11 protein-coding genes, 4 tRNA genes and 1 rRNA gene are annotated in these 11909 nt (G+C 57.4%); all 16 read left to right on the top strand.

The annotated features are described in order from the left end of the window. Positions 1-97 (top strand): 5S ribosomal RNA (rrf, locus tag CAG29_RS14945); the annotation flags it as partial. 133 nt (positions 98-230) lie between these two features. Then, positions 231-1184: a bifunctional biotin--[acetyl-CoA-carboxylase] ligase/biotin operon repressor BirA gene (gene birA / locus CAG29_RS14940; RefSeq protein ID WP_085586008.1), complete on the top strand. Its 954-nt coding sequence runs from the start codon at positions 231-233 to the stop codon at positions 1182-1184. Beyond that, the gene (locus CAG29_RS14935; RefSeq protein ID WP_085585784.1) at positions 1174-1923 is read left to right on the top strand and encodes a pantothenate kinase; all 750 of its coding nucleotides are present in this window, start codon (positions 1174-1176) and stop codon (positions 1921-1923) included. Before birA ends, CAG29_RS14935 begins: the two co-directional genes overlap by 11 nt. A 7-nt stretch (positions 1924-1930) precedes the next feature. Then, complete coding sequence (locus CAG29_RS14930; RefSeq protein WP_085585786.1) at positions 1931-2368, top strand: hypothetical protein; 438 nt, start codon at positions 1931-1933, stop codon at positions 2366-2368. Between the two features lie 143 nt (positions 2369-2511). Further along, a tRNA-Tyr gene (locus CAG29_RS14925) sits at positions 2512-2596 on the top strand. 25 nt (positions 2597-2621) lie between these two features. Next, positions 2622-2695, top strand: a tRNA-Gly gene (locus CAG29_RS14920). A gap of 26 nt (positions 2696-2721) precedes the next feature. Continuing rightward, positions 2722-2797 (top strand) — tRNA-Thr (locus tag CAG29_RS14915). Between the two features lie 83 nt (positions 2798-2880). Beyond that, positions 2881-4074, top strand: a complete 1194-nt coding sequence (gene tuf / locus CAG29_RS14910; protein ID WP_085585788.1) for an elongation factor Tu — start codon at positions 2881-2883, stop codon at positions 4072-4074. A 53-nt stretch (positions 4075-4127) separates the two neighbouring features. Further along, a tRNA-Trp gene (locus tag CAG29_RS14905) sits at positions 4128-4203 on the top strand. A 45-nt stretch (positions 4204-4248) separates the two neighbouring features. Then, entirely contained in the window at positions 4249-4617 is a 369-nt protein-coding gene (secE, locus tag CAG29_RS14900) for a preprotein translocase subunit SecE (RefSeq protein ID WP_085585790.1), read from the top strand. 9 nt (positions 4618-4626) lie between these two features. After that, complete coding sequence (gene nusG, locus CAG29_RS14895; RefSeq protein WP_007957598.1) at positions 4627-5160, top strand: transcription termination/antitermination protein NusG; 534 nt, start codon at positions 4627-4629, stop codon at positions 5158-5160. Positions 5161-5277: 117 nt separating this feature from the next. Then, a complete protein-coding gene (gene rplK, locus CAG29_RS14890; protein WP_003176435.1) occupies positions 5278-5709 on the top strand; it encodes a 50S ribosomal protein L11 in 432 nt (143 codons plus the stop codon). Next, positions 5709-6404, top strand: coding sequence for a 50S ribosomal protein L1 (rplA, locus tag CAG29_RS14885; RefSeq protein ID WP_085585792.1), 696 nt, complete (start codon positions 5709-5711; stop codon positions 6402-6404). The genes rplK and rplA overlap by 1 nt, the downstream gene beginning before the upstream one ends. A 197-nt stretch (positions 6405-6601) precedes the next feature. Beyond that, a complete protein-coding gene (gene rplJ, locus CAG29_RS14880) occupies positions 6602-7102 on the top strand; it encodes a 50S ribosomal protein L10 (RefSeq protein WP_085585794.1) in 501 nt (166 codons plus the stop codon). Positions 7103-7182: 80 nt separating this feature from the next. Beyond that, positions 7183-7554, top strand: a complete 372-nt coding sequence (gene rplL, locus CAG29_RS14875) for a 50S ribosomal protein L7/L12 (RefSeq protein WP_085585796.1) — start codon at positions 7183-7185, stop codon at positions 7552-7554. Positions 7555-7772: 218 nt separating this feature from the next. Next, a complete protein-coding gene (gene rpoB, locus CAG29_RS14870; protein WP_085585798.1) occupies positions 7773-11846 on the top strand; it encodes a DNA-directed RNA polymerase subunit beta in 4074 nt (1357 codons plus the stop codon). Positions 11847-11909 lie beyond the last annotated feature (63 nt).

The raw sequence follows: 11909 nt of genomic DNA, 5'->3' as shown, positions 1-11909 counted from the left end.
TGGAACCACCTGATCCCATCCCGAACTCAGAAGTGAAACGATGCATCGCCGATGGTAGTGTGGGGTTTCCCCATGTGAGAGTAGGTCATCGTCAAGATTAAATTCCGAAACCCCAACTGCGAAAGCGGTTGGGGTTTTGTTTTGCCCGCAGGAAAGTTCCTACGTCGAGTTTCTATGCAACGGTGCAGGGCATGGCTATCATTCGGGCCTCATTACGAGGCGAGATCCGCATGCTGACGTTGTTGAATCTCCTGAAGGATGGCCAGTTCCATTCCGGTCAGGCCCTGGGAGCCGCACTAGGCATCAGCCGAAGTGCCGTATGGAAGCAGCTCCAGCATCTGGAGAGCGAGCTTGGGCTGTCCATTCATAAAGTCCGGGGGCGGGGCTATCAATTGGCGGCTCCCTTGACGTTGCTTGATCCTCACAAGATAGCGGAGGAGCTAAAGGACTGGCCGTCTTTCATCCTTGACTCAACTGACTCGACCAACGCGCAAGCATTGCGTGCGATTGACGAGGGGCGGCCTGCGCCATTTTTGGTGCTGGCCGAGCGGCAACTGGCGGGCCGCGGTCGCCGTGGTCGCAAGTGGGTGAGTCCGTTTGCCGAAAATCTCTATTACAGCCTCGTCTTGCGCATTGATGGCGGCATGCGTCAGCTGGAGGGGCTGAGTCTTGTTGTGGGCTTGGCGGTTCTGCAGGCCTTGCGCAAGCTGGGTGTGCCTGGATTGGGGTTGAAGTGGCCTAATGACGTCCTGGTTGGACGAAAGAAAATTGCCGGCATCTTGCTCGAAATTGTCGGTGATCCGGCTGATGTCTGCCATGTAGTGCTAGGCATCGGTATCAACGTCAATATGCAGGCCACGAACGAGGTGGATCAGCAATGGACGTCCATGCGGCTTGAGTCAGGCAAAAGCCATGACCGGAACCTGCTTGTGGTTGAGTTGAGCCATCAGCTTCAGGCTTATCTGCGGCGTCATCAGGTTGAAGGGTTCTCTGTGCTCCAGGCAGAGTGGGAAAGCAATCACCTGTGGCAGGATCAGCCGGTTTCTCTCACTGCCGGCGTCAATCGAACGGACGGCGTGGCACTTGGCATTGACAGTCATGGTGCATTGCGTCTGAAGGTGGATGGTGTGGAAAAGACTTATAGCGGTGGTGAGCTCAGTTTGAGGTTGCGTGATGATTCTTGAGCTCGATTGCGGTAACAGCTTTATAAAGTGGCGAGTGTTGTCCGTCCAGGCCGACGCGGTGATCCAGGAGGGGGTTGTCGACTCTGACCAGGCGCTGCTCGACGCTTTGCGCGAGCTGGATGGTATTTCGCTGCAGCGGTGCCGCCTGGTTAGCGTCAGAACCGCGGAGGAGACGAGCGATCTCATCAAGCTTCTGGAGCGTGATTTCCGTTTGCCTGTTGTGTGCGCGGCGCCGGCGCGTGAAATGTCCGGAGTCAGAAATGGATATGAAGACTATGAGCGTCTGGGGCTCGACCGTTGGTTAGCGATGCTTGGAGGCTTTCGCCTGGCCTCGGGCGCATGTCTGGTGCTCGATTTCGGTACAGCGGTGACCGCCGACTTCGTTGCGGCGGACGGTGAACACTTGGGGGGCTTCATTTGTCCCGGCATGCCGCTCATGCGCAACCAGTTGAGGACTCACACCCGAAAGATTCGTTATGGAGATCAGGCGGCCGAGCGCGCATTGGTCAGCCATGCGCCGGGGCGCAGCACGGTGGAGGCGGTGGAGCGCGGTTGCTCATTGATGCTGAGGGGGTTTGTATTGACTCAGATCGAGCTGGCCCGCGCCTACTGGGGGGAAGACTTCACGGTATTTGTGACGGGGGGCGATGCTGGCCTAGTATCGGGAGTAGTGCCGGAGGCAAAGGTCGTTCCCGATTTGGTGTTCGTGGGCTTGGCGATGGCCTGTCCTTTTTCCTGAGGTACGTATGCGTTGGTTGTTCCTGCTGCTTTTGGTTCTCAATGTGTTTTATTACGTCTGGCATCAGCAGGAAGCACCTTTGCGCGCAAAGGACGTCACGACTCTGAGCCTCTATCGAGGGGCGCAGCAGGATATCCGTTTGCTCAGCGAGGCCAAGGGTGTCTCTCGCGAGAAAAAGAATGTCACGTCGGCCAATGGTGAGTGCCTGTACGTGGGTGTCGTTGGCAGGTCTGAAGAGGCACAGCTTCTCGGTCGGCGTCTAGGTGAGTTGGGCATCAAGGCCCAGCAGCTCCAGAAAGAGTCCTCCGAGGCTGCCTATTGGTTCCGTATCCCAGCTGAAAGCCAGGGTTTGCTGGACGAAGGGCAGCTGCAAAACCTTTCCAAGGAATTCAATGAGTTAAAACATAAAATAATGATGTGTGAGGGGGTTGCGCCCTCCGAATAGTTTGCATAGAATGGCGCCCGCTCCACAGCGAAGACCTGAAGAGGTTGAAGAAGTGGGGTGATGTCAAAGCAGCTAACCTCAAGATTTTAAATGAGAAAATGCTTGACAGAAGGCTGGCATAGTATAGAATGCCGGCTCGCTTAGGAGGGGTTCCCGAGCGGCCAAAGGGATCAGACTGTAAATCTGACGTCTACGACTTCGAAGGTTCGAATCCTTCCCCCTCCACCAGATTTTAGCGTGAGCTGCAAGCTCCGCGGGTATAGTTTAGTGGTAGAACCTCAGCCTTCCAAGCTGATGATGCGGGTTCGATTCCCGCTACCCGCTCCAAGTTTGCAGGTTGTGCAAAGTGTTACGCTCTTGTAGCTCAGTTGGTAGAGCACACCCTTGGTAAGGGTGAGGTCAGCGGTTCAAATCCGCTCAAGAGCTCCATATGACAAGGCAGATATGAAAATATCTGCCTTTGTTTTAATGGTCTGCGTAGTTCGCTTAATTCTACTCCTAGGGTGATTTCGATGGCTAAGGAAAAGTTCGAACGTAGTAAGCCGCACGTCAACGTCGGTACCATTGGTCACGTTGACCACGGTAAAACCACTCTGACCGCTGCGTTGACTCGCGTTTGCTCCGAGGTTTTCGGTTCGGCTGTTGTTGACTTCGACAAGATCGACAGCGCCCCGGAAGAGAAGGCTCGTGGTATCACCATCAACACTGCGCACGTAGAGTACGATTCGAACATTCGTCACTACGCGCACGTTGATTGCCCGGGTCACGCCGACTACGTCAAGAACATGATCACCGGTGCTGCCCAGATGGATGGCGCGATCCTGGTTTGCTCGGCCGCCGATGGTCCGATGCCGCAAACCCGTGAGCACATCCTGCTGTCCCGTCAGGTAGGCGTTCCGTACATCGTGGTTTTCCTGAACAAGGCTGACCTGGTAGACGACGCTGAGCTGCTGGAACTGGTTGAGATGGAAGTTCGCGACCTGCTGTCCACCTACGACTTCCCAGGCGACGACACCCCGATCATCGTTGGTTCGGCCCGTATGGCGCTGGAAGGCAAAGACGACAACGAAATGGGCACCACCGCTGTCAAGAAGCTGGTTGAGACTCTGGACAGCTACATCCCAGAGCCTGAGCGTGCCATCGACAAGCCGTTCCTGATGCCGATCGAAGACGTGTTCTCGATCTCGGGTCGTGGTACCGTTGTGACCGGTCGTGTTGAGCGTGGCGTTGTCCGCATCCAGGAAGAAGTTGAGATCGTCGGCCTGCGCGACACTCAGAAAACTACCTGCACCGGCGTTGAAATGTTCCGCAAGCTGCTCGACGAAGGTCGTGCTGGCGAGAACTGCGGCGTTCTGCTGCGCGGCACCAAGCGTGACGACGTTGAGCGTGGCCAGGTTCTGGTCAAGCCAGGTTCGGTCAAGCCGCACACCAAGTTCACCGCAGAAGTCTACGTGCTGAGCAAGGAAGAAGGCGGTCGTCACACTCCGTTCTTTAAAGGCTACCGTCCACAGTTCTACTTCCGTACCACTGACGTGACCGGTAACTGCGAACTGCCGGAAGGCGTTGAAATGGTAATGCCGGGTGACAACATTCAGATGACTGTTACCCTGATCAAGACCATCGCAATGGAAGACGGTCTGCGCTTCGCTATCCGTGAAGGCGGTCGTACCGTCGGCGCCGGCGTCGTAGCTAAAGTTATCGAGTAAACGGTTGTAATGTCTTTTTCGGGCCGGCATAATGGTCGGCCTGATTTTGTTTTAGGTCAGTAGCTCAATTGGCAGAGCGACGGTCTCCAAAACCGTAGGTTGGGGGTTCGATTCCCTCCTGACCTGCCAGATTCACTCGGTGTGTCTGGCTTTCTTTTCACAGGATCTTCACAGATGACTCCTAAAGCTGAAGCCCAAAGCTCTCGCTTTGATCTGATCAAGTGGCTTGTAGTGGTTGCCTTGGTGGTTGTTGGTGTTGTCGGCAATCATTATTTCTCCGCTTCGCCGATCCTGTACCGCGTGCTTGCTCTGCTTGCCATCGCTGCTGTTGCTGCCTATGTGGGTCTGCAAACTGCAAAAGGCAAGTCGTTCTTCGCGCTGGCAAAGGAAGCTCGTACCGAGATTCGTAAAGTCGTATGGCCAACTCGTCAGGAAACCACGCAGACTACGCTGATTGTCGTAGCTGTTGTCCTGGTTATGGCGTTGCTGCTGTGGGGGCTTGATTCCCTCCTCGGTTGGCTTGTTTCCCTGATTGTAGGCTAAGGGTGTCCCGTGGCTAAGCGTTGGTACGTTGTGCATGCTTACTCGGGTTACGAGAAGCATGTAATGCGCTCCTTGATCGAGCGTGTGAAGCTGGCTGGCATGGAAGATGGCTTCGGCGAAATTCTGGTTCCCACTGAAGAAGTGGTTGAAATGCGTAACGGCCAGAAGCGCAAAAGCGAGCGTAAGTTCTTCCCAGGCTATGTGCTGGTTCAAATGGATATGAATGAGGGTACTTGGCACTTGGTCAAGGATACTCCTCGGGTGATGGGTTTTATCGGTGGTACTGCCGACAAGCCTGCGCCAATCACTGACAAAGAGGCGGAAGCCATTCTGCGTCGTGTTGCCGACGGCAGCGACAAGCCTAAGCCGAAGACTCTGTTCGAGCCGGGCGAGACTGTTCGTGTCAATGACGGTCCTTTCGCTGATTTCAACGGCGTTGTTGAAGAAGTTAACTACGAAAAGAGCCGGATCCAGGTCGCGGTGCTCATTTTCGGACGCTCTACTCCGGTGGAGCTGGAGTTCAGTCAGGTCGAGAAGGTCTGACTGGGCAAGCATCCCAACCCCGCAGCCGTAGGCTGTGGGGTTTTGTCGTCACTGGGATAAACGCGCAAGTAACCGGGGAGCCTTTCGAGGCGTTCGAACCCGTAATTGGAGTGCCTCATGGCCAAGAAGATTACCGCTTACATCAAGCTGCAAGTGAAGGCCGCTCAGGCTAACCCAAGCCCACCCGTCGGCCCAGCTCTGGGTCAGCACGGCGTGAACATCATGGAGTTCTGCAAGGCTTTCAACGCCCGTACCCAGGGTCTTGAGCCAGGTCTGCCGACTCCAGTGATCATCACTGTCTACAGCGACCGTAGCTTCACTTTCGAAACCAAATCCACCCCTGCTTCGGTTCTGCTGAAGAAGGCGGCCGGTCTGACCAGCGGCTCCGCTCGTCCGAACACCGTTAAGGTTGGCACTGTTACCCGTGCTCAGCTGGAAGAGATCGCGAAAACCAAAAACGCGGATCTGACTGCAGCTGATATGGATGCAGCCGTGCGTACTATCGCCGGTTCTGCTCGTAGCATGGGCCTTAACGTGGAGGGTGTGTAATGGCTAAGCTGACCAAGCGTCAAAAGGCTATCGCCGGCAAAATCGAAGCAGGCAAGGCCTACAACATTGTAGACGCCGCCGCTCTGCTGGCCGAGCTGTCGACTGTCAAGTTCAGCGAGTCGTTCGACGTTGCTGTAAACCTGGGCGTAGACCCACGTAAATCCGACCAGGTTGTTCGTAGCGCTACCGTGCTGCCGCACGGCACCGGCAAAACCGTTCGCGTTGCTGTGTTCACCCAGGGCCCGGCTGCTGAAGCCGCTCTGGCTGCCGGCGCTGACCGCGTAGGCATGGACGATCTGGCTGCAGAAATGAAAGCCGGCGACCTGAACTACGACGTAGTGATCGCATCCCCGGATGCCATGCGCGTTGTGGGTCAGCTGGGTCAGGTTCTCGGTCCTCGCGGCCTGATGCCTAACCCTAAAGTCGGTACCGTGACTCCAGACGTTGCTGGCGCTGTCAAGAACGCCAAGGCTGGTCAGGTTCGCTACCGCACCGACAAAAACGGCATCATCCACACTTCCGTTGGCAAGATCGGCTTCGACGCCGTCAAGCTGAAGGAAAACGTTGAAGCCCTGATCGCTGACCTGAAGCGTATCAAGCCGGCTTCCTCGAAAGGCATCTACGTCAAGCGCGTTACCCTGAGCACCACCATGGGCCCAGGTCTGGTCATCGACCAAAGCTCGCTGGACGCGTAAGACAATAAGCGGCGCGAGCGATCGCGCCACTTGAAGATTGGGGTCCCTGCCTGGCGGGGGCTATCCAAGACCGTAGGCGGCGCAAGTCTTAAACCTCAAGCCTACGCAGATGGTGCTCCCGGTTCCTTACCGAATCAGACACCAAAACGACATCCGGCTTCGGCCAGATGAAACGGTAACAAGCAGGAGTTTTACCCGTGGCAATTAAACTCGAAGACAAGAAGGCCATCGTCGCTGAAGTCAACGAGGCTGCCAAAGTCGCTCTGTCCGCTGTCGTGGCTGATGCCCGTGGTGTGACTGTAGGCGCAATGACCGGACTCCGTAAAGAGGCTCGCGAAGCTGGCGTATACGTACGTGTCGTACGTAACACCCTGCTCAAGCGCGCTGTTGCCGACACTGAATTCAGTGTCCTCAACGACGTGCTCGCTGGCCCGACCCTGATCGCGTTCTCCAACGAACACCCGGGCGCTGCTGCTCGTCTGTTCAAGGAATTCGCCAAGGGTCAGGACAAGTTCGAGATCAAGGCAGCTGCGTTCGACGGCAAGTTCCTTGCCGCCAACCAGATCGACGTGCTGGCAACCCTGCCAACTCGCGACGAGGCTATCGCACAGCTGATGAGCGTTATCCAAGGTGCTACCAGCAAGCTGGCTCGTACCCTGGCAGCTCTGCGCGACCAGAAAGAAGCTGCTGCTGCCTAAGGCGGCGTAGATCCTTTCGAAATCAAACGTTTAATTTGATGGCCGCGTAGGCTGTCACCCCAATACAGGAATTCATAGTCATGTCTCTGACTAACGAACAAATCATCGAAGCAATCGGCCAGAAAACCGTTCTGGAAATCGTTGAGCTGATCAAAGCGATGGAAGAAACCTTCGGCGTTACCGCTGCTGCCGCTGTTGCCGCTGGTCCAGCTGCTGGCGCTGCTGCTGCCGTTGAAGAGCAAACCGAGTTCAACGTTGTCCTGGTTGAAGCCGGCGACAAGAAAGTGAACGTGATCAAGGCAGTTCGTGAACTGACCGGTCTGGGCCTGAAAGAAGCCAAAGAGAAAGTCGACGGCGCTCCTCAGGTTGTAGCTGAAGGCGTTTCGAAAGAAGCCGCTGAAGACGCTAAGAAGAAGCTGGAAGAAGCAGGCGCTAAAGTCGAGCTGAAGTAAGCATCGACTTTGCTCCTCCAGCCCGAGCGTCAAGCGAAAGGCTGATGGCTGGTGGCTTATGCCACCGGCCTTTTTCCGTTATTGGCAGCCGGCCAGGCCGGCGCCGATAGCGGATCCACCACCCGATGCGGTGGCGCAAACCAAGGGGTTTGCACGATTTTCTGGCTGCTCCCGCCGGGAGGGGCCAAACAAGCAGGTGACCAAGCTGGGGAACGCTGATGGCTTACTCATATACTGAGAAAAAACGTATCCGCAAGGACTTTAGCAAGTTGCCGGACGTCATGGATGTGCCGTACCTCCTGGCCATCCAGCTGGATTCGTATCGTGAATTCTTGCAAGCGGGAGCGACTAAAGATCAGTTCCGCGACGTGGGCCTGCATGCGGCCTTCAAATCCGTTTTCCCGATCATCAGCTACTCCGGCAATGCTGCGCTGGAGTACGTCGGCTATCGCTTGGGCGAGCCGGCATTTGATGTCAAAGAATGCGTATTGCGCGGTGTGACTTTCGCCGTACCTTTGCGGGTAAAAGTGCGCCTGATCATTTTCGACAAAGAATCGTCGAACAAAGCGATCAAGGACATCAAAGAGCAAGAAGTCTACATGGGTGAAATCCCCCTGATGACTGAGAACGGTACCTTCGTGATCAACGGTACCGAGCGTGTGATCGTTTCCCAGCTGCACCGTTCCCCGGGCGTGTTCTTCGACCACGACCGTGGCAAAACGCACAGCTCCGGCAAACTGCTGTATTCCGCGCGCATCATTCCTTACCGCGGTTCGTGGTTGGACTTCGAGTTCGACCCGAAAGACTGCGTATTCGTGCGTATCGACCGTCGTCGCAAGCTGCCGGCTTCCGTGCTGCTGCGCGCGCTCGGCTATACCACCGAAGAAGTGCTCGACGCGTTCTACACCACCAACGTATTCCATGTGAAGAGCGAAGGCCTGAGCCTGGAGCTGGTGCCTCAGCGCCTGCGTGGTGAAGTCGCCGTCCTCGACATCCAGGACGACAAAGGCAAGGTGATCGTAGAGCAGGGCCGTCGTATTACCGCCCGCCACATCAACCAGCTGGAAAAGGCCGGGATCAAAGAGCTGGACGTGCCGCTGGACTACGTCCTGGGCCGCACCACCGCCAAGGCCATCGTTCATCCGGCCACCGGCGAGATCCTGGCAGAGTGCAACACCGAACTGTCGACCGACCTCCTGGTGAAGATCGCCAAGGCCGGCGTCGTTCGCATCGAGACTCTGTACACCAACGACATCGACTGCGGTCCGTTCGTCTCCGACACGCTGAAGATCGACTCCACCAGCAACCAACTGGAAGCGCTGGTCGAGATCTATCGCATGATGCGTCCGGGCGAGCCGCCGACCAAAGACGCTGCCGAGACCCTGTTCAACAACCTGTTCTTCAGCCCTGAGCGCTATGACCTGTCTGCGGTCGGCCGGATGAAGTTCAACCGTCGTATCGGTCGCACCGAGATCGAAGGTTCGGGCGTGCTGTGCAAGGAAGACATCGTTGCGGTCCTGAAGACCCTGGTCGACATCCGTAACGGCAAAGGCATCGTCGACGACATCGACCACCTGGGTAACCGTCGCGTTCGCTGCGTCGGCGAAATGGCCGAGAACCAGTTCCGCGTTGGCCTGGTACGTGTTGAGCGTGCGGTCAAAGAGCGTCTGTCGATGGCCGAAAGCGAAGGCCTGATGCCGCAAGACCTGATCAACGCCAAGCCAGTGGCTGCGGCGGTGAAGGAGTTCTTCGGTTCCAGCCAACTGTCGCAGTTCATGGACCAGAACAACCCGCTCTCCGAGATCACCCACAAGCGTCGTGTGTCCGCACTCGGCCCGGGCGGTCTGACTCGTGAGCGCGCAGGCTTCGAAGTCCGTGACGTACACCCGACTCACTACGGTCGTGTCTGCCCGATCGAAACGCCGGAAGGTCCGAACATCGGTCTGATCAACTCCCTGGCTGCTTACGCTCGCACCAACCAGTACGGCTTCCTCGAGAGCCCGTACCGCGTGGTGAAAGAGGGTGTGGTCACCGACGACATCGTGTTCCTGTCCGCCATCGAAGAAGCCGATCACGTAATCGCGCAGGCTTCGGCGACCATGAACGAGCAGAAAGTCCTGATCGACGAACTGGTGGCCGTACGTCACCTGAACGAATTCACCGTCAAGGCGCCGGAAGACGTCACCTTGATGGACGTTTCGCCGAAGCAGGTAGTTTCGGTCGCGGCGTCGCTGATTCCGTTCCTCGAGCACGACGACGCCAACCGTGCGTTGATGGGTTCCAACATGCAGCGTCAGGCTGTACCGACCCTGCGTGCCGACAAGCCGCTGGTGGGTACCGGCATGGAACGCAACGTTGCCCGTGACTCCGGCGTTTGCGTCGTGGCCCGCCGCGGCGGCGTGATCGACTCCGTCGATGCCAGCCGTATCGTGGTTCGCGTTGCCGATGACGAAGTCGAAACCGGTGAAGCCGGTGTCGACATCTACAACCTGACCAAGTACACCCGCTCCAACCAGAACACCTGCATCAACCAGCGTCCGCTGGTGAGCAAGGGTGACAAGGTTCAGCGTGGCGACATCATGGCCGACGGCCCGTCCACCGACATGGGTGAACTGGCGCTGGGTCAGAACATGCGCATCGCGTTCATGGCGTGGAACGGCTTCAACTTCGAAGACTCCATCTGCCTGTCCGAGCGTGTGGTTCAGGAAGACCGCTTCACCACGATCCACATCCAGGAACTGACCTGCGTGGCTCGTGACACCAAGCTTGGCCCAGAGGAAATCACTGCGGACATCCCGAACGTGGGTGAAGCCGCACTGAACAAGCTGGACGAAGCCGGTATCGTCTATGTCGGCGCCGAAGTCGGCCCTGGCGACATCCTGGTCGGCAAGGTCACTCCGAAAGGCGAGACCCAGCTGACTCCGGAAGAGAAATTGCTGCGCGCGATCTTCGGTGAGAAGGCCAGCGACGTTAAGGACACCTCCCTGCGCGTGCCGACCGGCACCAAGGGTACCGTCATCGACGTTCAGGTCTTCACCCGTGATGGCGTCGAGCGTGACAGCCGTGCCCTGTCGATCGAGAAGAGCCAGCTCGACGAGATCCGCAAGGATCTGAACGAAGAGTTCCGCATCGTTGAAGGCGCGACCTTCGAGCGTCTGCGTGCCGCTCTGGTCGGTCACAAGGTCGAAGGCGGTGCCGGTCTGAAGAAAGGCCAGGACATCACCGACGAAGTGCTGGACGGTCTTGAGCATGGTCAGTGGTTCAAACTGCGCATGGCTGAAGACGCTCTGAACGAGCAGCTCGAGAAGGCTCAGGCCTACATCGTCGACCGTCGCCGTCTGCTGGACGATAAGTTCGAAGACAAGAAGCGCAAGCTGCAACAGGGCGACGACCTGGCGCCGGGCGTGCTGAAGATCGTCAAGGTGTACCTGGCTATCCGCCGTCGCATCCAGCCTGGCGACAAGATGGCCGGCCGTCACGGTAACAAGGGTGTGGTCTCCGTGATCATGCCGGTTGAAGACATGCCGCACGATGCCAACGGCACCCCGGTCGACGTCGTCCTCAACCCGTTGGGCGTACCGTCGCGTATGAACGTCGGTCAGATCCTCGAAACCCACCTGGGCCTCGCGGCCAAGGGCCTGGGCGAGAAGATCAACCGGATGGTCGAAGAGCAGCGCAAGGTCGCTGAGCTGCGTACCTTCCTGGACGAGATCTACAACCAGATCGGCGGTCGCAACGAAGACCTCGACAGCTTCTCCGATCAGGAGATCCTGGATCTGGCGAAGAACCTGCGTGGCGGCGTACCAATGGCCACCCCGGTGTTCGACGGTGCCAAGGAACGCGAGATCAAGGCCATGCTGAAACTGGCGGACCTGCCAGAAAGCGGCCAGATGCAGCTGACCGACGGGCGTACCGGCAACAAGTTCGAGCGCCCGGTCACCGTTGGCTACATGTACATGCTGAAACTGAACCACTTGGTAGACGACAAGATGCACGCGCGTTCTACCGGTTCGTACAGCCTGGTTACCCAGCAGCCGCTGGGTGGTAAGGCGCAGTTCGGTGGTCAGCGTTTCGGGGAGATGGAGGTCTGGGCACTGGAAGCTTACGGTGCTGCCTACACCCTGCAAGAAATGCTCACAGTGAAGTCGGACGATGTGAACGGCCGGACCAAGATGTACAAGAACATCGTGGACGGCGATCACCGTATGGAGCCGGGCATGCCCGAGTCCTTCAACGTGTTGATCAAGGAAATTCGTTCCCTCGGCATCGATATCGATCTGGAAACCGAATAACACGTGACGCGATCGAGAGCGGGGCAGGATTGCCCGCTCTCTGCTCCGCCAGGAGGAAAGGCC

The sequence above is a fragment of the Pseudomonas sp. B7(2017) genome (genome assembly GCF_002112745.1).
In the GTDB taxonomy this organism is placed as follows: Bacteria; Pseudomonadota; Gammaproteobacteria; order Pseudomonadales; family Pseudomonadaceae; genus Aquipseudomonas; species Aquipseudomonas ekonensis.
The sequence above is the reverse complement of the archived record's forward strand: the minus strand, read 5'-3'. Positions and strand labels throughout refer to the sequence as shown.